Annotated in this window: 22 protein-coding genes; 20 read left to right on the top strand and 2 right to left on the bottom strand. The window is 55.5% G+C overall.

The window, feature by feature from the left end; translation table 11 throughout:
* The first annotated feature begins 2 nt into the window (after positions 1–2).
* From nusA to brnA, 14 genes are all read left to right on the top strand, one after another.
* Positions 3–1,613 carry a transcription termination factor NusA gene (gene nusA / locus HEQ18_RS04580; RefSeq protein WP_296201264.1) on the top strand — a complete coding sequence of 537 codons (1,611 nt, stop codon included), beginning with the start codon at positions 3–5 and terminating at the stop codon, positions 1,611–1,613.
* Positions 1,600–2,301, top strand: coding sequence for a DUF448 domain-containing protein (locus HEQ18_RS04575; RefSeq protein ID WP_432815688.1), 702 nt, complete (start codon positions 1,600–1,602; stop codon positions 2,299–2,301). The genes nusA and HEQ18_RS04575 overlap by 14 nt, the downstream gene beginning before the upstream one ends.
* 21 nt (positions 2,302–2,322) lie before the next feature.
* Positions 2,323–4,875 carry a translation initiation factor IF-2 gene (gene infB / locus HEQ18_RS04570; RefSeq protein ID WP_432815687.1) on the top strand — a complete coding sequence of 851 codons (2,553 nt, stop codon included), beginning with the start codon at positions 2,323–2,325 and terminating at the stop codon, positions 4,873–4,875.
* 61 nt (positions 4,876–4,936) lie between these two features.
* A complete protein-coding gene (locus tag HEQ18_RS04565; RefSeq protein WP_397580991.1) occupies positions 4,937–5,191 on the top strand; it encodes a type II toxin-antitoxin system RelE/ParE family toxin in 255 nt (84 codons plus the stop codon).
* The gene (locus HEQ18_RS04560) at positions 5,188–5,562 is read left to right on the top strand and encodes a helix-turn-helix domain-containing protein (protein ID WP_296201255.1); all 375 of its coding nucleotides are present in this window, start codon (positions 5,188–5,190) and stop codon (positions 5,560–5,562) included. The genes HEQ18_RS04565 and HEQ18_RS04560 overlap by 4 nt, the downstream gene beginning before the upstream one ends.
* 2 nt (positions 5,563–5,564) lie before the next feature.
* On the top strand, positions 5,565–5,969 hold the full coding sequence (gene rbfA / locus HEQ18_RS04555) for a 30S ribosome-binding factor RbfA (RefSeq protein ID WP_397604153.1): 405 nt from the start codon (positions 5,565–5,567) through the stop codon (positions 5,967–5,969).
* Positions 5,970–6,001: 32 nt separating this feature from the next.
* Positions 6,002–6,280, top strand: coding sequence for an AbrB/MazE/SpoVT family DNA-binding domain-containing protein (locus HEQ18_RS04550; RefSeq protein ID WP_397604638.1), 279 nt, complete (start codon positions 6,002–6,004; stop codon positions 6,278–6,280).
* A complete protein-coding gene (locus tag HEQ18_RS04545) occupies positions 6,281–6,673 on the top strand; it encodes a type II toxin-antitoxin system VapC family toxin (protein ID WP_397604637.1) in 393 nt (130 codons plus the stop codon).
* Complete coding sequence (locus HEQ18_RS04540) at positions 6,673–7,254, top strand: thymidine kinase (protein WP_397604150.1); 582 nt, start codon at positions 6,673–6,675, stop codon at positions 7,252–7,254. Before HEQ18_RS04545 ends, HEQ18_RS04540 begins: the two co-directional genes overlap by 1 nt.
* 6 nt (positions 7,255–7,260) lie before the next feature.
* Positions 7,261–8,163, top strand: coding sequence for a tRNA pseudouridine(55) synthase TruB (gene truB / locus HEQ18_RS04535; protein WP_397604635.1), 903 nt, complete (start codon positions 7,261–7,263; stop codon positions 8,161–8,163).
* A gap of 16 nt (positions 8,164–8,179) precedes the next feature.
* Positions 8,180–8,449, top strand: coding sequence for a 30S ribosomal protein S15 (gene rpsO, locus HEQ18_RS04530; protein ID WP_296201403.1), 270 nt, complete (start codon positions 8,180–8,182; stop codon positions 8,447–8,449).
* 249 nt (positions 8,450–8,698) lie between these two features.
* Positions 8,699–11,047 carry a polyribonucleotide nucleotidyltransferase gene (gene pnp, locus HEQ18_RS04525; RefSeq protein WP_432815686.1) on the top strand — a complete coding sequence of 783 codons (2,349 nt, stop codon included), beginning with the start codon at positions 8,699–8,701 and terminating at the stop codon, positions 11,045–11,047.
* A gap of 165 nt (positions 11,048–11,212) precedes the next feature.
* Complete coding sequence (locus HEQ18_RS04520; protein WP_397604147.1) at positions 11,213–11,485, top strand: BrnT family toxin; 273 nt, start codon at positions 11,213–11,215, stop codon at positions 11,483–11,485.
* Positions 11,469–11,705 (top strand): type II toxin-antitoxin system BrnA family antitoxin, encoded by a 237-nt coding sequence (gene brnA, locus HEQ18_RS04515; RefSeq protein WP_296201400.1) that lies wholly within the window; start codon positions 11,469–11,471, stop codon positions 11,703–11,705. Before HEQ18_RS04520 ends, brnA begins: the two co-directional genes overlap by 17 nt.
* A gap of 60 nt (positions 11,706–11,765) precedes the next feature.
* Here the strand turns inward: brnA and HEQ18_RS04510 are convergent, their stop codons facing one another.
* Positions 11,766–12,989 carry an IS256 family transposase gene (locus HEQ18_RS04510; RefSeq protein WP_432814241.1) on the bottom strand — a complete coding sequence of 408 codons (1,224 nt, stop codon included), beginning with the start codon at positions 12,987–12,989 and terminating at the stop codon, positions 11,766–11,768.
* Positions 12,990–13,035: 46 nt separating this feature from the next.
* On the opposite strand from HEQ18_RS04510, the gene HEQ18_RS04505 reads away from it, so the two are divergent.
* Positions 13,036–13,191, top strand: coding sequence for a hypothetical protein (locus HEQ18_RS04505; RefSeq protein ID WP_432815685.1), 156 nt, complete (start codon positions 13,036–13,038; stop codon positions 13,189–13,191).
* A gap of 78 nt (positions 13,192–13,269) precedes the next feature.
* Here HEQ18_RS04505 and HEQ18_RS04500 read toward each other — a convergent pair whose 3' ends face one another.
* Positions 13,270–14,466, bottom strand: a complete 1,197-nt coding sequence (locus HEQ18_RS04500) for a hypothetical protein (RefSeq protein ID WP_432815684.1) — start codon at positions 14,464–14,466, stop codon at positions 13,270–13,272.
* A 519-nt stretch (positions 14,467–14,985) separates the two neighbouring features.
* Here HEQ18_RS04500 and HEQ18_RS04495 point away from each other — a divergent pair.
* The 5 genes from HEQ18_RS04495 (at position 14,986) to ligA (ending at position 20,375) form a co-directional block, all read left to right on the top strand.
* Positions 14,986–15,297, top strand: coding sequence for a type II toxin-antitoxin system RelE/ParE family toxin (locus HEQ18_RS04495; RefSeq protein WP_432815683.1), 312 nt, complete (start codon positions 14,986–14,988; stop codon positions 15,295–15,297).
* A gap of 1 nt (position 15,298) precedes the next feature.
* Positions 15,299–15,595: an addiction module antidote protein gene (locus tag HEQ18_RS04490; protein ID WP_432815682.1), complete on the top strand. Its 297-nt coding sequence runs from the start codon at positions 15,299–15,301 to the stop codon at positions 15,593–15,595.
* Positions 15,596–15,852: 257 nt separating this feature from the next.
* Positions 15,853–16,647: an outer membrane protein assembly factor BamD gene (locus HEQ18_RS04485; RefSeq protein ID WP_432815681.1), complete on the top strand. Its 795-nt coding sequence runs from the start codon at positions 15,853–15,855 to the stop codon at positions 16,645–16,647.
* A gap of 4 nt (positions 16,648–16,651) precedes the next feature.
* Positions 16,652–18,307 carry a DNA repair protein RecN gene (recN, locus tag HEQ18_RS04480; RefSeq protein ID WP_432815680.1) on the top strand — a complete coding sequence of 552 codons (1,656 nt, stop codon included), beginning with the start codon at positions 16,652–16,654 and terminating at the stop codon, positions 18,305–18,307.
* A 52-nt stretch (positions 18,308–18,359) separates the two neighbouring features.
* Entirely contained in the window at positions 18,360–20,375 is a 2,016-nt protein-coding gene (gene ligA, locus HEQ18_RS04475) for an NAD-dependent DNA ligase LigA (protein ID WP_432815958.1), read from the top strand.
* The last annotated feature ends 69 nt before the right edge of the window (positions 20,376–20,444 follow it).

The raw sequence follows: 20,444 nt of genomic DNA, 5'->3' as shown, positions 1-20,444 counted from the left end.
ACATGGCCAGTAGTATTGCCGCCAACAAGGCTGAATTGCTTGCAATCGCCAACGCGGTCGCCACCGAAAAGATGATCGACAAGTCGATTGTTATCGAAGCGCTTGAAGAAGCGATCCAGCGTGCTGCTAGGGCGCGTTATGGGGCCGAAAACGACATCCGTGCTAAGCTGGATACCCAAACCGGTGACTTGCGTCTGTGGCGCGTTGTGGAAGTTGTTGAGGACGTCGAAGATTATTTCAAGCAAGTTGACCTAAAGCAGGCGGACAAGCTGCAAAAGGGTGCCGTCGTCGGCGACTTTATCGTCGATCCGCTTCCCGCTGTGGATTTGGGTCGTATCGATGCGCAGTCCGCCAAGCAGGTCATCTTCCAAAAGGTGCGCGATGCCGAGCGTGAGCGCCAGTTTGAAGAATTCAAGGACCGTACCGGCGAAATCATTACTGGCGTCGTGAAGTCGGTTGAATTTGGCCATGTCGTCGTTGACCTTGGCCGCGCAGAAGGCGTTATTCGCCGCGACCAGCAGATCCCGCGCGAAGTCGTCCGCAGCGGCGACCGCGTCCGTGCGCTTATCATGAAGGTGCAGCGTGAAAATCGCGGACCACAGATCCTGTTGAGCCGTGCCCATCCCGATTTCATGAAGAAATTGTTCGCGCAAGAAGTGCCTGAAATCTATGACGGTGTCATCGAGATCAAGGCCGCTGCGCGTGACCCGGGTAGCCGCGCCAAGATTGGCGTTATCAGCTATGACAGCAGCATTGACCCTGTCGGCGCATGCGTCGGTATGAAGGGTAGCCGCGTTCAGGCCGTCGTGCAGGAAATGCAGGGCGAAAAGATCGACATCATTCCATGGTCCGAAGACACCGCTACCTTCATCGTGAACGCGCTTCAGCCAGCAACGGTCAGCCGCGTTGTCATCGACGAAGAAGAAGGCCGGATCGAAGTTGTCGTTCCTGACGATCAATTGAGCCTCGCCATTGGCCGTCGTGGACAGAATGTCCGGTTGGCCTCTCAGCTTACGGGCCGTGGCATCGACATCATGACCGAAGCGGAATCGAGCGAGAAAAGGCAGAAGGAATTTGTCGAGCGTTCCGAAATGTTCCAGCAAGAGTTGGATGTTGACGAAACGCTTGCGCAATTGCTGGTCGCCGAAGGCTTCAGCGAGTTGGAGGAAGTCGCTTATGTCGACTCCGCTGAAATCGCCGCTATCGAAGGCTTTGATGACGGTTTGGCCGAAGAATTGCAGAGCCGCGCACAAGAAGCGCTGGATCGCCGCGAAGAGGCAAGCCGGGCCGAGCGCCGCGAGCTTGGTGTTGAAGATGCCGTCGCGGAATTGCCCATATTGACCGAAGCGATGTTGGTCGTTCTGGGTAAGGCGGGTATCAAGACGCTTGACGATTTAGCGGACCTTGCAACCGATGAATTGATCCAGAAGGCGCGTGAACCACGTCGCAATGAGCGGAGTGATCGGGAAGTGCGGCGCAACCGCACCGAAGATAAGGCCGGCATATTGGCGACCTTTGGTTTGTCCGAAGAGCAGGGTAACGAAATCATCATGGCTGCTCGCGCGCATTGGTTCGAAGAGGAGGACGCGGTTGCAGCGGATGACTCTCAATGAGAACCGACACTCCCCAATAAGGAAGTGCATATTGTCAGGTGAGCATGGGACTCGTGCCCAGCTCATCAGGCTTGCCCTCGGTCCCGATGGCAGTATCGCACCTGACCTGTTTGCAAAAGCGCCCGGTCGTGGCGCGTGGATTGGCGTTTCTAGCGAAGAATTGTCCAAGGCGCTGGCCAAGGGTAAACTTGCGGGATTGCTGCGCCGGGCGTTCAAAACGGACAAGATTGATATCATCGATGACCTGACGGGTCGCATTGATCGCGGCTTGGAAAAGGCTTTTTTGGACCGGCTCGGGTTGGAAGCGCGGGCTGGGCACCTTATCTTGGGCGCAGAGAAGATCGATTCTGCATCGCGCAGTGGGCAGGTGAAGCTGTTATTGCATGCATCGGACGCAAGCGCCGATGGTAGCGGCAAACGCGACCAGGCATGGCGCGTTGGCGAAGATGCCGAGGGCACCGGAAAGGGCGGCGTGAAGCTGCCTGTGGACCGGGATGCATTGTCGGCGGCGCTTGGACGGCAAAATGCTGTGCACGTTGCATTGATTAACCAAAAAGCGGCGGACCGGGTGATGCATCATCTTGGGCGCTGGCTAAATTTCAAAGGATGCAGTAATGCGCCATTCGATTCCGCTGCTTCGGCTGCGGACTTGCGGGGCAATGACGCTGACATCTCCGCAATTGACTGAGTAAGGACGGGTTCTGTTTCGATGAGTGATGAAAATAATAATAAGCCGACTTTGACGCGCAAGCCGCTCACTTTGAGCCGCTCGCTTGAGTCCGGCGAAGTGAAACAGACCTTCAGCCATGGCCGCACCAACAAGGTTGTGGTTGAGGTGAAGCGCAAAAAACTCGTCGGTAAGCCCGGTTATACACCTGAGCCCGAAGTGGCGCCCCCCCCTCCACCTCCGCCGCCCGCCGCGTCTCCAGTAACTGCGGCGCCCGCACCCGTGGCTGCGCCAGCACCAAAGCCAAGCCCCACGGGCAATGACATGCTGAGCCGTCAGGAGCGCCAGGCAAAGCTGTTGCGCGAAGCCGAAGAAGCACGCTTGGCTATGCTTGAGGAAAGCAGCCGTCGTGAAGTGGAACAACGTGCACAGCGCGCCGAAGAAGAGCGCCAGCGTGCCCAAGCCAACCGTGAGGAGGTCGCTGCATCGCCGCCGCCTCCGCCTGCAACCGCCGTTGAAGTGGTCGTTCCGGCTACAACCGACCCGGATGAACCCGTTGCCGAAGAAGGCAATAAAGACGGCGCAGCGCCTGCACCGCGTCGCTTTACACCCGTAGAGGCACCAAAGCGCCCAGAGCGCGAGCGTGAGGAAATCAAAAAGGCTCCGCACCGGCCAACGCGCGGTGCCGCCGATGACCGCCGCCAGTCTGGAAAGTTAACCGTTACCCGCGCACTTGAAGGTGATGACGGCGCACGCGCGCGATCACTTGCCGCGCTGAAGCGTGCGCGTGAGAAGGAAAAGCGCCTGCATGGCGGCGGTAGTCGTCAGGCACAGGTTAAGCAAACCCGCGATGTGGTCGTGCCGGAAACCATCACGGTGCAGGAACTTGCCAACCGTATGGCGGAAAAGGGCAGCGACCTTGTCAAAGCATTGTTCAAAATGGGCATGCCAATTACGATTAACGAAACCATTGACCAAGACACGGCAGAATTGCTGGTTGAGGAGTTTGGCCACAACATCACACGCGTGTCGGATGCCGACGTCGATATTTTCCACGATGACGATGTAGACGGAACCGAAACCATGAAGCCGCGTCCGCCGGTCGTGACCGTTATGGGCCATGTTGACCATGGTAAGACGTCGTTGCTGGATGCTTTACGCGGTGCGAATGTCGTATCGGGCGAAGCTGGCGGCATTACGCAGCATATTGGCGCGTATCAGGTGAAGGCGAAGGATGGCTCGGTCATCACGTTCCTCGATACACCGGGCCATGAAGCGTTCACGCAAATGCGTCAACGCGGCACTTCGGTAACCGACATCGTCATTTTGGTGGTGGCTGCCGATGATGGCCTAATGCCGCAGACGATTGAAGCCATTAAGCATGCCAAGGCCGCAAATGTGCCGATGATCGTTGCAATCAACAAGATCGATAAAGAAGGCGCAAATCCACAAAAGGTGCGCGAGCGTTTGTTGGAACATGATGTCGTGGTCGAAGCCATGGGCGGCGACGTTCAAGACGTTGAGGTTTCAGCGTTGAAGAAAACTGGCCTTGATACTTTGCTGGAAAAGCTTGCCTTGCAGGCCGAAGTCATGGAGCTGAAAGCCAATCCGGACCGTGCGGCGGAAGCCGTTGTGGTCGAAGCGCAGCTTGATAAGGGGCGCGGTGCTGTTGCAACCGTGCTTGTGAAACGCGGAACGCTGAAGCGCGGGGACATATTCGTTGTCGGCGCGCAAAGCGGCAAAGTTCGTGCTTTGGTCAACGAAAAGGGACAGCAAGTGGCCGAGGCTGGCCCCGCAACCCCAGTCGAAGTGCTTGGCCTGACCGGTGTTCCATCGGCAGGGGACGTTCTGACTGTCGTTGAAAACGAAGCGCGTGCCCGCGAAGTGGCTTTGTATCGCAAGGAACAATCGACCAAGGTTCGCACGGCGCAAGTCACGCCAAATCTTGAAAATCTGTTTGATAATCTGTCCGCCACGCGGGCGATGGAATATCCAGTAGTCATCAAGGGCGATGTGCAAGGTTCGGTCGAAGCGATCGTCACCGCACTCAACAATATCTCGACTGACGATATCAAGGTCCGCATATTGTTGGCGGGCGTTGGCGGCATCACCGAGTCCGACATGTTGCTGGCAGCAGCGTCAAATGCGCCACTGATCGGCTTCAACGTGCGTCCCAATGCTAAGGCAGCGGCTTTGGCAAAGCGTGACCGTGTGCGTTTGAAATATTTCGACGTAATCTATCACCTGACCGCCGACATCGCCAAAGAAATGGCGGGCGAATTGGGACCAGAAATCATCGAAACAGTGGTTGGCCGCGCCGAGGTCAAGGATGTGTTCAAATCAGGAAAGCGCGACAAGGCGGCTGGCCTGTTGGTCACCGAAGGCACCATCAAAAAGGGTCTGTACGCTCGTCTTACCCGCGAAGATGTCATCGTGTCCAAAACGACAATCGCATCGCTGCGCCGTTTCAAGGACAATGTCGACGAAGTCCGCGCCGGTATGGAATGTGGCGTCGTCTTGGCGGATACCAACGACGTCAAGGCAGGCGATATGCTTGAAGTGTTCGAGGTCGAAGAGCGTGAACGGACGTTGTGATAGAAGTTCTTATATCATGAACTTTTATTGACTTTTTAGGTCCAATTTTATACGATGCGGGATGATGGACGTTCGCTTTTCAAAAACAGCAATGAGATCATTGCTTAGAAGTGACAAGCGGACACTCATCAGAAGTAAAATTGACGAACTCGCAAATGAGCCACTTTCGCAAAGCGCCAACGTGAAAAAGCTACAAGGACGTCCCGAGTATCGATTGCGAATTCAAAATTGGCGGGTCATTTTTCGTATAGAAAATGGCATATTGTGGATTGATGATATTGCCCCGCGCAGTTCAGCCTATGAGGTGACAGGATGACAGTCCAGATTGTTGAGATTGCTGGTCAAAAAATGGCGATGCTACCCGTCGCGGATTACGAACGCTTGATTGATCTCGCTGAAGACAAGGCAGACATATTTGCTGCTTTTGAATCGGAAAACCGCCGAAAAGAGGGCGAAGAATTTTTGCCCGCAGAAATGGTAGATCGGATTCTGTCTGGCGAGTCTGCGTTGAAAGTTTGGCGCAAACACCGCTCCTTGTCTTTGGAAGAACTTGGCTTCGCAGTGGGTGTCACTAAAGGATTTTTATCTCAGATTGAAAACGGGATTTCGCGTGGAAATCCATCATTATGGCGTAAACTTGCCGAAGCTCTGAAAGTTTCCGCCGATGACATTCTTCCCGAAGGTTAAATGTGGCTAAACATAACGATACAGGCCCCGAAGGCCGTTCGGTACGCCTGCTGCGCGTAGGCGAACAATTCCGGCATATATTGTCCGAATTACTCGCGCGCGACGAAGTGCATGACGATGTCCTCAACAGCCACAGCGTCAGTGTTACTGAAGTGCGTATGTCTCCCGATCTGCGCCACGCGACGGCATTCATTAAGCCATTGTTGGGTGCAAATGAAGAAAAGGTGCTCAAGGCCCTGCGCACCAACACCGCGTTTTTCCAAAAGGAAGTCGCGTCGCGGGTCAGCATGAAATACGCGGCGAAGCTGAAGTTCCTCGCAGATGACAGTTTCGACCAAGCAACGCACATAGAGGGTCTGTTGGCGCAGCCTAAGGTTCAGCAGGACCTGACCGACGGTGAGGATTGACACGGCCTTAGGTAAGACGTATCTTACCTTTTATGAACCAGCAAACTACCGTATCGTCAAAGGGCCAAGTCGTCATACCTAAGGATGTGCGCGATAGGCTTAAGCTGGTGCCCGGCACCGCCTTGGATATCATCGAATCTGGCGGCGGTATGTTCCTAAAAATAGCGTCAGGCTCCCAAAAGCGCAGCTTTGCAGAATGCGACGCGGCAGTCCGCCAAGCCATTCAATATGAAGGGCCTCGCTTTACGGATGAACAGGAAAAGCAAGCCATCGCCGACATGTTCAAAAAATCGCCCAAGTTCGACGATTAAATGGACGTTGTCGATACGACCATTCTGGCCAGATATTTTCTGGACGACGACCGCGAACAGTCGCCGCGAGCACGTGCAATATTGATGCACGGGGCATTTGTTAGCAATTCGGTTATATTGGAAACCGCCTGGCTTTTGCAATCCCGATACAATCAATCGCCAAAGGCGATTTCGTCGGCATTTCTTGCGCTTATTTCGATGCCAGACGTTGTTGTGTCTGATCTTGCCCTCCTATCTTGGGCTTTGACTCGATATGCAGACGGCGCGGATGTTGGTGACATGCTTCATTTGGTTGAAGCGGCGGGTCATGATTGTTTCCTGACCTTTGACCGCAAGCTCGCAAAACAGGCTGGCGATGCAACGCCGATTCACGTCAAGGACGCTGGCAAATAATGGCCAAGCTCTATTTCTATTACGCGTCAATGAACGCGGGCAAGTCGTCCACCCTGTTGCAGGCGGCGTTCAATTATGGTGAGCGCGGCATGAAAGTCATGCTCTGGACAGCAGCGATTGATGACCGGCCCGGTTTTGGCGCGATCAGTTCGCGTATTGGTCTTGCAGGCGACGCCAGCCGGTTTGAACCGACGACAAATATCGAAAATGCGGTGCTTGCCCAGCATCACGAAACGCCGCTGGCCTGCGTGTTAATTGATGAAGCCCAGTTCCTGACCAAAGAACAAGTCTGGCAGGCCGCAAGTGTCGCTGACAAGGCTGGAATTCCGGTGGTTTGTTACGGCTTGCGTACGGATTTCCAAGGCGAGTTATTTCCCGGCTCCGCCGCCTTGCTTGGCATTGCCGACAGTCTGGTCGAGTTGAAAGGCGTCTGCGATTGCGGACGTAAAGCCACAATGAACCTGCGGGTGGACGAATTTGGCAAAGCAGTGGTCGATGGCGCGCAAACCGAAATTGGCGGCGATGACCGTTATATCGCCATGTGCCGCAAGCATTTTAATGAGGCGCGGGCAGGGCGTTAACGCGGCATGCATGGCTGGATCATCCTCGATAAACCGCTTGGGTTGGGTTCAACGCAGGCTGTCGCAGCCGTAAAGCGCAATTTGCGCAGTGCGGGCTTTGGTAAAGTCAAGGTTGGCCATGGCGGGACGCTTGACCCTTTGGCCACCGGCGTTCTGCCCATCGCCTTGGGTGAAGCGACCAAATTATGCGGGCGTATGTTGGACGCATCGAAGACCTATGACTTTACGATCAGTTTTGGTAAGGAAACCAGCGGCTTGGATGCCGAAGGGGAGACCGTTGCGACGTCAGGCCAGCGCCCAACCTTGGCGCAAGTCGAGGCGGCGCTTGCCCAATTTATTGGTCCCATAGAACAAATTCCGCCTGCCTATTCCGCGATAAAGATCGATGGTCAGCGCGCCTATGACTTAGCGCGGGCAGGTGCGGTCGTGGAGATGAAGTCGCGCAATGTGACGGTGCATGACCTTTGTATGCGCAGCGTTGCGACCGTTGGCGCTTTGAACGCCGTCACACTAACCGCCGACGTGTCAAAAGGTACATACATCCGAAGCCTCGCCCGCGACATCGCTTACGCCGTCGGCACAGTTGGCCATGTGTCGATGCTACGCCGCACGCGTGCGGGGCCGTTCAGCTTACAAAGCGCGATTTCGCTGGACAAACTGAATGCATTCGGCCAAGGGGCCACCCAAGAAGACATTATCTTGCCGATAGAGGCAGGGCTGGTCGACATCCCGGCTCTTAACCTCTCCCCGGAACAGGCAAGGGCGGTCCAACAGGGCCGTGTCTTGACCGGGATTGCCATGAAAGATGGGCTACATTGGGCGAGGGGCGCGGATTTGCGCCCACTTGCACTAATGGAAAACATCGACGGGATATGGAAAACCGTCCGTGGCTTTAACCTTACTCCATGATGTTCGAAGGAAAAATATGTCTATTACAGCAGAACGTAAAGCCCAGGTCATCAAAGAGCACGCACGCGAGCCTAACGATACCGGATCACCAGAGGTGCAGGTTGCAATCCTTACCGACCGTATCAATGCCCTGACTTCCCATTTCAAAGACCACCACAAGGACAATCATTCGCGTCGTGGTCTTCTTCAAATGGTCAACAAGCGTCGTTCGCTTCTCGACTATCTGAAAAAAATTGATGGCGCGCGTTATGCCGCCCTTATCGCGAAGCTTGGTCTTCGTAAGTAACCTAGTCGCTCGGCCCGCTTCGGCGGGCCGTTTACGTATTGGGTCATCCTGAACATGTTTCAGGATCCAAAAATTCCGTCTCATGTCATTCTGACACAAGTTTAGGGTGACATGGCCGGTAGAAGGACATTCCAGCAATGAGGCTGGACTGTCATCGGGGCTCGAAAATGCCCCATCCGCGGCGGATCGGTATTTCCGCAACTCAAGAGGCCCCGCATCGCATTGGGCATGCGGGTCAAAGGAAAATTTATGTTTAATACGAAAACTGTATCAATCGAGTGGGGCGGACAAACCCTGACACTCGAAACGGGCAAAGTTGCCCGTCAAGCTGACGGCGCTGTTATGGCATCGCTCGGCGAAACTGTTGTGCTTTGCGCGGTTACCGCCGCAAAGTCGGTGAAGGATGGTCAGGATTTTTTCCCGCTCACCGTTCACTATCAAGAAAAATATTCCGCAGCCGGCCGTATTCCCGGTGGCTTTTTTAAGCGTGAACGTGGTGCGACCGAAAAGGAAACGCTGGTTTCGCGTTTGATTGACCGTCCACTCCGTCCGCTGTTCCCAGAAGGTTTCTACAACGAAATCAACGCTATCGCACAAGTTCTTAGCTATGATGGCGAAAATGAGCCTGATGTATTGGCGCTTGTTGCTGCATCGGCTGCAATGACCATTTCTGGCGTTCCATTCATGGGGCCCATCGGCGCAGCACGCGTGGGTTACCTGAACGGCGAATATATCCTGAACCCAACCGACGCGCAGGTTGCCGAAGGCGACCTCGACCTCGTCGTTGCCGCGACCTATGACGCCGTGATGATGGTGGAATCCGAAGCCAATGAGCTTTCGGAAGAAATCATGCTTGGTGCCGTCCTGTTTGCGCATGACGCATGTAAGGAAGTCGTCAAGGCCATCATCAAGCTTGCTGAGCAAGCCGCGAAGGAGCCTTGGGCAATGGCAGAGCAGGCTGATTTGTCAGCCGCTAAGGAAAAGCTGAAGAAGCTTATCGGCAAGGATATTGCCGCTGCGTACAAGTTGACCGACAAGTCGGCACGTTCGAACGCTTTGAATGTCGCGCGTGCAGCGGCAAAGGAAGCTTTCACCGACGCAAGCCCGCAGGATCAGATGGCCGCAGGCAAGCTGATGAAGAAGCTGGAAGCGGAAATCGTGCGTGGCGCCATCCTCAAGGACGGCACGCGTATCGACGGACGCACCACGTCGCAAATCCGTCCTATTCTGGCAGAAACGCATTTCTTGCCACGTTCACACGGTTCGGCGTTGTTCACCCGTGGTGAAACGCAAACCATCGCAACCTGCACCTTGGGCACCAAGGACGCAGAGCAGATGATCGATGGCCTTGGCGGTCTGCATTATGAAAACTTCATGCTGCATTATAACTTCCCACCCTATAGCGTTGGTGAAGTCGGTCGCTTTGGCGCACCAAGCCGCCGCGACATCGGCCATGGTAAGCTTGCATGGCGCGCGCTGCACGCCGTATTGCCAACCAAGGAAGAGTTTCCTTACACCATCCGTATCACCAGCGACATTACCGAATCCAATGGTTCGTCGTCGATGGCATCGGTATGCGGCGGAAGCCTGGCGATGATGGACGCTGGCGTTCCAATCAAGCGCCCGGTTTCTGGCATCGCGATGGGCTTGATCCTTGAAGGCAAGGATTTCGCAGTCCTGTCCGATATCTTGGGTGACGAAGACCATCTCGGCGACATGGATTTCAAGGTAGCCGGTACGTCCGAAGGTATCACCACGATGCAGATGGACATCAAGATTGCCGGTATTACCCGCGAAATCTTTGAAGCTGCATTGAACCAAGCCAAGGAAGGCCGCGCGCATATCCTGGGTGAAATGGCCAAGGCATTGGGCGAAGCCCGTGGCGAACTGTCCGCGCATGCGCCGCGTATCGAAACCATGCAGATCGACAAAGCGAAGATCCGCGACATCATTGGTACCGGTGGCAAGGTCATTCGCGAAATCGTCGCCACCACCGGCGCGAAGGTCGACATTGATGATGAAGGTCTCATCAAGATTTCGTCGTCTGACATCGCGCAGATCGAAGCCGCGCGTAAGTGGATTTCGGGCATCGTTGAAGAAGCAGAAGTCGGCAAGATTTATGACGGCAAGGTCGTCAATCTGGTTGATTTCGGCGCATTCGTAAACTTCATGGGTGGCAAGGACGGTCTCGTCCACGTCAGCGAAATGCGCAATGAGCGCGTTGAGAAGGTTACCGACGTCGTCAGCGAAGGCATGGACGTGAAGGTCAAGGTTCTTGAGATCGACCCACGCGGCAAGGTGCGCCTGTCGATGCGCGTTGTGGATCAGGAAACCGGTGCAGAGCTGGAAGACACACGCCCGCCCCGCGAAAAGAGCGAGCGCAGCGACCGTGGTCCCCGTCGTGAAGGCGGCGGCGGTGGACGCGGCGAAGGCCGTGGCGACCGTGGCCCGCGTCGTGATGGCGGTGGACGTGATGGCGGACGTGATGGTGGACGGGGCGAAGGCCGCGGCGACCGTGGCCCACGCCAAGACCGTTCAGAAGGCGAAAACAAAGGCGGGGGCGACCCCGACCATGTGCCAGCTTTCCTGAAGGATTAAGCCTGAGTTCCCCTCCCGCAGGCGGGAGGGGTTAGGGGAGGGTTTAACCCAAACAAAACATCCTGCAAAAGGATGGTCAGGAAAGGGGCAGCTTCGGCGGCCCCTTTTTTTGTTGTGCTATATAAAGGGTAGAAAATATACCTTTTCGGTGTTATATAAATATAGATGTTCGAATATGATCCCGACAAAAGTGCAGCCAATCTGGCGAAACACGGTATTGATTTTGAACAGGCGCAAGCACTTTGGGACGATGATCGGCGTATCTTTAGACCAACTTACCAGGGCGTAGACGGCGAAATCCGTTGGCTGTTGGTTGGTCTGATTGATGACAAGCCATGGTCCGCTATATTTGCCGAGCGCGAAGACATAGTGCGGATCATCTCGGTTAGGCGATCACGCGACAATGAAAGAGAGGCGTATTATGGGCAAAACAATTGATATTGAAGAGTTTGAACAAAAGTTCGACGCTGGTGAAGATATTTCCGAATATATCGACTGGAGCAGCGCGCGCCGCCCAAGCGTTGCGGCAAGGCGCGTCAATGTCGATATGCCGCCACATATGATTGCGCAACTGGATGTGCAGGCAAGAAAGCGCGGCGTAACGCGGCAAGCGCTGATCAAGATGTGGCTGGCGGACCGGTTGGAGCAGGCGGCTTAGGGTCAGGACCACTTAAATCGGCCCTGTCATTAATTTCGTGTGTGGGCGGGCGGTTGAACATTATGCCGCCATGGCTTTGATGAACCGTTCGCCGAATATTACGGCGAACTGGGCCTTTGCCATGGTCCACTCACGTGGTGGCATCTTCCACTCTTTTTCCGATCGGTTCAAGATCAGATAAAGCAGTTTGGTTGCAGCCTCGTCGCTGGGGAAGTGCCCTCTGGCTCTGACCGCCCGCCGCAGCTTTGAGTTCAGCGCTTCGATGGCATTGGTGGTGTAGATGATCCGGCGCACTTCCTCGGGGAAGGCGAAGAACGGAATGACCTCAGCCCATGCCCGCCGCCAACTTTGGCCGATGGCGGGGTAACGCATGCCCCATTCGCTGGTCTCGAAGGCGGTGAGTGCCTCTTCGGCGGCTTTGGCATCGACGGCGCGGTAAATGCTCTTCAGTGCGGTTGCCAGCGGCTTTCGGTCTTTCCAGGACACAAAGTCCATAGAGTTGCGCAGCAGATGCACGATACAGGTCTGAACCACAGCTTCGGGGAACACGGCGGTGATGGCGTCGGGGAAGCCTTTGAGGCCGTCGACCACGGCCAGCATGATATCATCGACGCCCCGGTTCTTGAGTTCGTTCATGACGCGAAGCCAGAACTTGGCCCCTTCATTCTGCTCGATCCACAGCCCCAGAACCTCCTTGCGACCGTCAGCGCGGACGCCAAGGGCAATGTGGATCGCCTTGCTGCGGACCATGCCTTCGTCGCGGATTTTGACACGGATGGCGTCGAAGAACACCAGCGGATAGGCCGGATCAAGCGGGCGCTGCTGCCAGGCGGCAACCTCATCCAATATCGCGTCGGTGACGGTCGATATCAGGTCAGGCGATACGTCTATGGCATAAAGCTCGCGCAGATGCCCGGTGATCTCGCGCGTGCTCATGCCGCGCGCATACATTGAGATAATCTTATCGTCAAAGCCGGGAAAGCGGCGCTGATACTTGGCGATCAGCTGCGGATCGAAGCTGCCGGAACGGTCCCGCGGCACGTCGATATCGATCTTGCCGGTATCGGTAATCACGGTCTTGCGGCCATAGCCATTGCGGCTGTTGCCTGCCTGATCGTCGCTGCCCAGATGATAATCCATCTCAGCACCCAGCGCACGTTCGGCCAACGCCTTCTTCAAAGAATCAAGCAATCCGCCCTGATCCAATGCAGAAGCAGCATCCGTGCCAGCCAAAAGACGATCCAATAACTCAGCCGGGATCACAGGCTCTTTGCGTCGTGACATAGTAGGTCTCCTTCTTACCCATTATGCCCGCCCACACACGAAATTAATGACAGGGCCCTTAAATCCACCTTCGCGGCGTCAAAATGGCAAAGACATTCCCGCCGATATGCGCGCCGCATTTCCGAAAACACGCGGTCGGCCAAAGGGCGAAAACAAAGGCGGGGGCGACCCCGACCATGTGCCCGCGTTCCTGAAGGATTAAGCCAAAACCTCCCCGGAACGGGGAGCCGTAGGCGTTGCGGAGCAACAGCGGGACCATCCGAAGGATGGGGGAGGGGCACTACTTTGAATAGGAACGCAGATCCCAGAGACTATGAAATGCTTCCGCTCTAACTTGGGCACTGTTCTCGTCCTTGCTCGATAGGCTTTCAAAGTAGTACAGGGCTGTTGCTTTAATCGCGTCTACAGTTGCCATGGTGATATGTCTGCTATCGACATCCGCAGTCAATGAGTCTGCAAGTGCCTTATCCCATAAATCTGCAGGAACATAAGGTCGAATCCTCTCCAAAAGCGCGATGCTACTGTCCTGTGACAGGGCCTTATGCTGGGTTATCAAAAGACGGAAATCGGTGCTCTCGATCCCTGAAGCTGTAATTATCTGATTCCACTCAGGTCCTATTGCCTGAACCAAGGAATTACAAAAGAGTTGTGGGAAATTTGAGGCGAATGGATCGGTATATGGTTGGCCGCGAAGTCGCTTCCATCTGCGCATGACTAATCTGTAGGAGACCACCCACGGCAATGAAAGCAGGATGTGGACATAAGAGGCTCGGAGTCGTCCATTGTATTTACGATCAAGCACTTTCTTACATGACTTGAACCATGATTCCGTAGTAGAGGCTAGAGCCGTACTCATAGGTGCATAGGTTCGCGGCGGTGGGGCATTGGTCGAATTAGATAGGTTTTCGAGGTAGTCCGATACTGCAGTCAGTACTAAGCGGAATTCATATGCACGAAGGCATTGTTCTTCCTGTCGTAGGGATGCCAAGATAACCAGCAAGTTGTCCAGCCGCGCCAGTAATGCACGAGCTTCTCCTGCCATGTCTTTTCGGTGCTTGGGGCTTAGGGTGCGGTGCCCTTGGATGTGCTCCCCAGATTTCATTCGGACTCTGAGGAGTTCTAGAAGGTTCTCAAAGTTGCCATAGTGAATATGCCTGAAACGTGAATCTAGTTTGCGCTCTCGAAAAGCCGCATCCAAGCTCTTTTCGACATCCGAAATGCCGCCAGACTTCAATTGAAGCAGAAGAACATCTCTCAGGAACTGTGCAATGAAGAATGAAGACGCGAAACTTGTCATGCTTCTGGAATGTCGAGCAAGATAGCAGGCAATTAGTTTTACACTGAAGATGAGCAGAAATACGTCTAATACTAACCCCGACGCCTCAACGAAGAGGCCTTCTAGGTACTCTTTCGTTTGTGCATAGGCCCAAAAATCCGAGAAAAAATCCGAGATAAGAGTCACTGTGTGTATGTGCATTTGTGCAGCCTATCGTCCGATTGGGAGGCATGGTTATGTGCGCAAGTGCTCAACATTGTCTGCTCCGTCGCCAATTCGGCTGCGCGAGCAAGCCTTTTTTTGAAATCTACCACAAGTTGTCACCTTTTTACTGATTGTCACGCTGTAACTGGATGATGACTTATATGTCATGAATTACGGAATGAATACTGGATAACATCATGCGCGGATAGCAAAAAAACTCTTAACCATTCTATTTTTGCAAAGCTAATTCTTTCTTAAATCCCTAACCACTGCCTAAAAACCCAGTCCCCAAAAACTTACACAAGTCGACGCCCCCATATCAGCCAAAACCAGCATTGTTGATGCTTCGCATCGCCTTCGGCCCCGACAGGCTCAGGACATTCGGGCATGATGAAGAAGGCGGGTCAAAAGCGCACCAACGCCTCCAGTCACGGCCCTCGCCGAAACCGACAACCAGACGATTTCTGCCAAGAACAATATTGACTCTCCCAAAACTGTCTCATATATAAGACGTCAATGATCGAAGTCCGTCAGACCAAGACCTTCATGGAATGGCGCGCCGGGCTTCGGGATGCTGTTGCCAGAAAACGCATCGGCGCAAGGATTGATCGGCTTTCGTTCGGTAATTTTGGCGACGCGAAATCGGTCGGTGAGGGGGTAAGCGAGTTGCGGCTTGATTTTGGTCCCGGCTACCGCATCTATTTTGTGCAGCGGGGCGATGTGTTGGTCATCTTGCTGTGCGGCGGTGATAAATCCACGCAGGCCCGCGATATCGCCAAAGCCAAACAAATGGCGCAGGAATTGGCCAAGGAACCAAACGGAGAATGATATGGGTTTAGAAACATTTCCCTTCGATATCGCCGATGAGCTTCACGATGATGAGGCGCTGGCGATTTATCTGGATGAGGCGTTGCAGACCGGTGATCCGGCCTATTTCGCGCACGCACTCGGCAAAGTCGCCAAGGCGCGCGGTATGACCAAGATTGCGCGTGAGGCGGGGTTGAGCCGTGGCTCGCTATATGCGGCGCTTAGCGAAGGCGGCAATCCGACCATTGCGACACTGATGCTGGTCATGAAATCGCTTGGGCTTCGGTTTGGAGCTGCGCAAGTCGATAAGGCTGCCTAAAAACCCCGCCCTCTAAAACCGCCTCAGGCCCAAAATTAAGATGCTGAAACAAGTTCAGCACGACGGACGTGGGCAACACAATACATCCTGCAAAAGGATTGAAGAGAAAAGCCGCAGCTTTGGCGCCCCTTTTTTGTGGCCATTGGGGCGGCAGTTCATCGCCGATACACAATATTTCGGCCACGCTATGTGCGTGTTTATGCGCCGTGCCAAGCAAAAGGCTTGGCGGGGCGGACAAGATTATCTAGGGAACATTCATGAACAAAAAATTCCTTATGCCCGTCGCGGTGTTGGCCGCTTCTTCCCTGCTTTCCGGTTGCGCTGCGCTCGGTCTGGGCGGTGGCGGTGCGAAGCCGGGTAGCAACACCCGTTATGTCGCGCGTGACGTAAATACGCTCTATACCGCCGCAAAGGATAAGCTTGATAACAAGCAATATGAAGTCGCAGCGGCGTTATTTGACGAGGTAGAGCGTCAGCATCCTTATTCGCCATGGGCCCGCCGGGCGCAGCTTATGAGCGCGTTTAGCTATTATATGGCGCAGAAATATAATGAGTCGATCCAATCGTCGCGCCGTTTCCTTTCGATCCATCCGGGTAACAAGGACGCGGGTTACGCTTATTATCTGATCGCTTTGTCTTATTATGAGCAAATCAGTGACGTGACGCGTGACCAGAAGATTTCGGAGCAGGCATTGGCCGCTTTGGGTGAGGTGCAGCGCCGCTACCCGACATCGCGTTATGCGTCGGATGCCACGTTGAAGATCGACCTTGTCCGCGATCACCTGGCCGGCAAGGAAATGGAAATTGGTCGTTTCTACCAACGTCGCGCATTGTGGCTTGCGTCATCGCTGCGTTTTCGTGAAGTGGTCGATAAATATGACACGACGACGCACGCACCAGAGGCTTTATATCGTTTGACCGAAAGCTATCTTGCGATGGGCGTGCCCGAAGAGGCGAAGAAGGCAGCGGCCGTGTTGGGTGCCAACTATCCCGGCAGCGAATGGTATGCGCGTGCCTATAATTTGATGCAGAAGAACGCGCCCGCCGCGTAATGCCATGCTAACGGGGCTTTCGATCCGCGATGTCGTGCTGATCGAGGCACTGGACTTGGAATTTGCAGGCGGTCTTGGCGTGCTCACGGGAGAGACCGGGGCCGGTAAATCCATATTGTTGGATGCGCTTGGCCTCGCGCTTGGTGCGCGCGCCGATAGTGGCTTGGTACGGTCCGGCGCGGACAAGGCGCAGGTTACGGCGAGTTTTGATGCCCCGGCTTATGTCGCGGCGTTCTTGGCCGATAATGACATTGATATCGATAGCGATGAACCTTTAATCATCCGTCGCTCGGTGAAGGCGGACGGCGGCAGCAAGGCGTTTATCAACGACCAACCTTGCTCTGCCGCGCTTTTGCGGGAAGTTGGCGCTGCGTTGGTTGAAATCCACGGCCAGCATGATGATCGCGGCATGCTGAACCCGCGTGGGCATCGCGGATTGCTGGACGCCTTTGGCCGCAGTGACACCGCAACCGTGTCGGCCAATTTTGCCGCGTGGCAGGATGCCAAATCGCGCTTGGATATTGCCCGTGAAGCGCTGGAAAACGCGGCGCGGGACCGCGAATGGCTTGAACATGCGGTGGCCGAACTTGCTGCCTTCCACCCACAACCCGGCGAAGAAGAGCAGCTCGCGGGTGAGCGGTCCGACATGCAAAAAGGCGAGCGCATTGCCGAAGACCTGAAGGCTGTGTTGGAAAGTTTTGATGGCCCGAAAAGTGGCCTGTCGCTGATCCGTGGCGCGGCGCGCAAGCTGGACCGTCTGGCCGATGCGCACCCGTTATTGGCCGAGGCGCTGACCGCATTGGACCGCGCGGTGATTGAGGCGAGCGAGGCCGAGGATAAGTTGAACGCCGCCGCACGCGCGATTGAATATGAGCCTGCACGGCTTGACGAGATTGAGGAGCGCTTGTTTGAGCTACGCGCACTGGCGCGCAAGCATAACATTGCGCCCGACGGCATTATCGCGCTGCAGGAAAAGCTGACGGCGCAGTTGCAGTCTATACAGGCAGGCGGCGAGGGGCTTGCGGTGTTGGAGGCCGAGGTCGCGGCCAAGCACACCGCTTATGTCGAGAGCGCAAGCGCATTGTCTGCGGTCCGTAACGCGGCTGCGGTCAAATTGGACGCAGCGGTGAAGAATGAACTTGCGCCATTAAAGCTTGATGCCGCGCAGTTTCAGACGGCGGTGGAAAGATTGCCGGAGGACCGCTGGACCGCTTATGGCATGGACCGCGTTGAGTTTCTGATTTCGACCAACCCCGGTGCGCCTTTTGCGCCCTTGGCGAAGATCGCGTCGGGCGGGGAATTGTCGCGCTTCATTCTGGCGTTGAAAGTCGCCTTGGCCGAAGAAGGCGGGGCCGCCACGATTATCTTCGATGAAATCGACCGGGGCGTTGGCGGCGCAGTTGCGGCGGCGATTGGCGAACGCCTTGCGCGTCTTGCGACCCGCACACAATTGCTTGCCGTCACGCACAGCCCGCAGGTAGCCGCCCAGGGGAAGGCGCATTATTTCATCGCGAAATCGAGCCAAGGGACGGTGACACGAACCGGCGTCACCTTGCTCGATGCCGAAGCCCGCCGCCAAGAAATCGCCCGTATGCTGTCCGGCGCAGAGGTAACAGACGAGGCAAGGGCACAGGCCGTGCGATTGTTGGAGATATTGTGACCTTGTTTGCTGGAGCGATGGCGTGACTGAGGCCGATGCAGCCAATGAGCTCATGCGCTTGGCGAAACAGATTGCCTATCATAACAAACGCTATCACACGCAAGACGCGCCGGAAATCTCCGATGCGGAATATGACGCATTGGTGCGCCGTAACAATGAATTAGAAGCCGCATTCCCGCACCTGATCCGCGCCGATAGTCCGAACACGCAAGTGGGGGCGGCGGTCGAAGGCTCTGGCCTCAAAAAAATCACCCACGCCAAGAGGATGATGAGCCTCGATAACGCCTTTGCGGCGCAGGATGTGCATGACTTTGTCGGGCGGGTGCGGCGGTTCTTGAACTTGTCCGCAGACGCAGAGGTCGCGTTAACGGCGGAGGACAAGATTGACGGGCTTTCGCTGTCGCTGCGTTATGAAAAAGGTGTGCTTAAACAAGCCGCGACGCGCGGTGATGGCAGTGTGGGAGAGGACGTAACCGCCAACGTCGCCTATATCGCTGACATTCCGCAAAAGCTGAACGGTGACGTGCCCGACATTTTCGAGATACGCGGCGAAGTCTATATGGCGAAATCCGATTTTGCGGCGATCAACGAAGCGCAACTGGCAAAGGGTGGAAAGCTGTTCGCCAACCCGCGCAATGCGGCCGCGGGGTCTTTGCGGCAAAAGGATGCAAAGGTTACGGCGTCGCGCCCCTTGCGCTTTCTGGCGCATGGCTGGGGTGAGGTGAGCGCGCTGCCCGCAGATACGCAAAGTCAGGTGATGGCAGCGATTGCCGATTGGGGCGTGCCAATATCGCCCTTGCTGCGCCGCTTTGGCCGACCTGAAGACGCGCTCGCGCATTATGCCGACATCGAACGCCGCCGCGCCGATTTGCCTTATGATATTGATGGCGTCGTCTACAAGGTTGACCGTTTGGAATGGCAGGAACGACTTGGCTTTGTCGCTAAATCGCCGCGCTGGGCCATTGCGCATAAATTCCCGGCGGAGCGCGCGGAAACGACGCTGGAGCAGATTGATATACAGGTTGGCCGAACGGGCAAGTTGACGCCGGTCGGTCGCCTTACGCCTGTGACTGTCGGTGGTGTGGTTGTGTCCAATGTGACCCTGCATAATCGTGACGAAATTGCGCGTTTGGGCGTGCGCCCCGGTGACCGCGTGGTCGTGCAAAGGGCAGGGGATGTCATTCCCCAGATCGTTGAAAACCTGACCCGCGAAAGTGATCGCGCGCCCTATCATTTTCCCGCCCATTGCCCGGAATGTGGTTCCGAAGCGGTGGCCGAAGAGGGCGAAGTCGATGTGCGCTGCACGGCGGGGTTGATTTGCCCGGCGCAGCGGGTGCAACGGCTTATCCATTTTGTCAGTCGCGGCGCGCTTGATATCGAAGGGCTGGGTGAGAAAACCATCCAAGAATTTTTTGATCTGGGCTGGCTGGAAAGCCCTGCGGATATTTTCCGGCTTCGGAACCGCCGCGCTGATATATTGTCGCGTGATGGCTGGCAGGATAAGTCTGTGGATAACCTGTTGGCAGCGATTGAGGCAAAGCGTGCGCCCGACGGCGCGAAACTGCTTTTTGGTTTGGGAATCCGCCACATCGGAACGGTCACAGCGCGTGATTTGTTCAAGGCGTTCGGATCCGTCGAAGAAATCGGCAAGCTTGGCCTAAGGCTGGCAAATGCGGATGAATCCGCGATTGCGGATGTCACCGCGATAGACGGGGTCGGCGGCGCGGTGGCGGAGGCGTTGGGTGACTTCTTCCACGAACCCCATAATCTGTCGGTGTGGACCGACCTTTTGAACGAAGTCAGTCCACCCGTCTATGTTTCCAACATTCGCGAGAGCGCGTGGACGGGCAAAACGATTGTTTTCACCGGAAAGCTGGAGACGATGAGCCGCGATGAAGCCAAAGCACAGGCCGAGGCGCTGGGAGCAAAAGCTGCTGGCTCGGTAAGCGCCAAAACCGATCTTGTTGTGGCCGGCCCTGGCGCTGGGTCGAAACTGAAACAGGCAAATGCACTTGGCATTCAGGTCATTGACGAAGCCGAATGGGCAAATATCGTGCAAAGCGGCTAATGTTGCTGGATAGGTTGGCGGCATGATTTTACATCCCGTCGCTCCCTGACCGTCACCGCCCCCCGACCG

Source organism: Sphingorhabdus sp. (genome assembly GCF_050921905.1).
In the GTDB taxonomy this organism is placed as follows: Bacteria; Pseudomonadota; Alphaproteobacteria; order Sphingomonadales; family Sphingomonadaceae; genus Sphingorhabdus_B.
This window is presented reverse-complemented; position numbering and strand designations above follow the sequence as displayed.

What these genes read in the sequence shown, in the direction of transcription:
- nusA (WP_296201264.1), top strand. Translation starts at nt 3, where the DNA reads ATGGCCAGTAGTATTGCCGCCAACAAGGCTGAATTGCTTGCAATCGCC.
- HEQ18_RS04575 (WP_432815688.1), top strand. Translation starts at nt 1,600, where the DNA reads ATGACTCTCAATGAGAACCGACACTCCCCAATAAGGAAGTGCATATTG.
- infB (WP_432815687.1), top strand. Translation starts at nt 2,323, where the DNA reads ATGAGTGATGAAAATAATAATAAGCCGACTTTGACGCGCAAGCCGCTC.
- HEQ18_RS04565 (WP_397580991.1), top strand. Translation starts at nt 4,937, where the DNA reads ATGATGGACGTTCGCTTTTCAAAAACAGCAATGAGATCATTGCTTAGA.
- HEQ18_RS04560 (WP_296201255.1), top strand. Translation starts at nt 5,188, where the DNA reads ATGACAGTCCAGATTGTTGAGATTGCTGGTCAAAAAATGGCGATGCTA.
- HEQ18_RS04550 (WP_397604638.1), top strand. Translation starts at nt 6,002, where the DNA reads ATGAACCAGCAAACTACCGTATCGTCAAAGGGCCAAGTCGTCATACCT.
- HEQ18_RS04545 (WP_397604637.1), top strand. Translation starts at nt 6,281, where the DNA reads ATGGACGTTGTCGATACGACCATTCTGGCCAGATATTTTCTGGACGAC.
- HEQ18_RS04540 (WP_397604150.1), top strand. Translation starts at nt 6,673, where the DNA reads ATGGCCAAGCTCTATTTCTATTACGCGTCAATGAACGCGGGCAAGTCG.
- truB (WP_397604635.1), top strand. Translation starts at nt 7,261, where the DNA reads ATGCATGGCTGGATCATCCTCGATAAACCGCTTGGGTTGGGTTCAACG.
- rpsO (WP_296201403.1), top strand. Translation starts at nt 8,180, where the DNA reads ATGTCTATTACAGCAGAACGTAAAGCCCAGGTCATCAAAGAGCACGCA.
- pnp (WP_432815686.1), top strand. Translation starts at nt 8,699, where the DNA reads ATGTTTAATACGAAAACTGTATCAATCGAGTGGGGCGGACAAACCCTG.
- HEQ18_RS04520 (WP_397604147.1), top strand. Translation starts at nt 11,213, where the DNA reads ATGTTCGAATATGATCCCGACAAAAGTGCAGCCAATCTGGCGAAACAC.
- brnA (WP_296201400.1), top strand. Translation starts at nt 11,469, where the DNA reads ATGGGCAAAACAATTGATATTGAAGAGTTTGAACAAAAGTTCGACGCT.
- HEQ18_RS04510 (WP_432814241.1), bottom strand. Translation starts at nt 12,989, where the DNA reads ATGTCACGACGCAAAGAGCCTGTGATCCCGGCTGAGTTATTGGATCGT.
- HEQ18_RS04505 (WP_432815685.1), top strand. Translation starts at nt 13,036, where the DNA reads ATGACAGGGCCCTTAAATCCACCTTCGCGGCGTCAAAATGGCAAAGAC.
- HEQ18_RS04500 (WP_432815684.1), bottom strand. Translation starts at nt 14,466, where the DNA reads ATGCACATACACACAGTGACTCTTATCTCGGATTTTTTCTCGGATTTT.
- HEQ18_RS04495 (WP_432815683.1), top strand. Translation starts at nt 14,986, where the DNA reads ATGATCGAAGTCCGTCAGACCAAGACCTTCATGGAATGGCGCGCCGGG.
- HEQ18_RS04490 (WP_432815682.1), top strand. Translation starts at nt 15,299, where the DNA reads ATGGGTTTAGAAACATTTCCCTTCGATATCGCCGATGAGCTTCACGAT.
- HEQ18_RS04485 (WP_432815681.1), top strand. Translation starts at nt 15,853, where the DNA reads ATGAACAAAAAATTCCTTATGCCCGTCGCGGTGTTGGCCGCTTCTTCC.
- recN (WP_432815680.1), top strand. Translation starts at nt 16,652, where the DNA reads ATGCTAACGGGGCTTTCGATCCGCGATGTCGTGCTGATCGAGGCACTG.
- ligA (WP_432815958.1), top strand. Translation starts at nt 18,360, where the DNA reads ATGCGCTTGGCGAAACAGATTGCCTATCATAACAAACGCTATCACACG.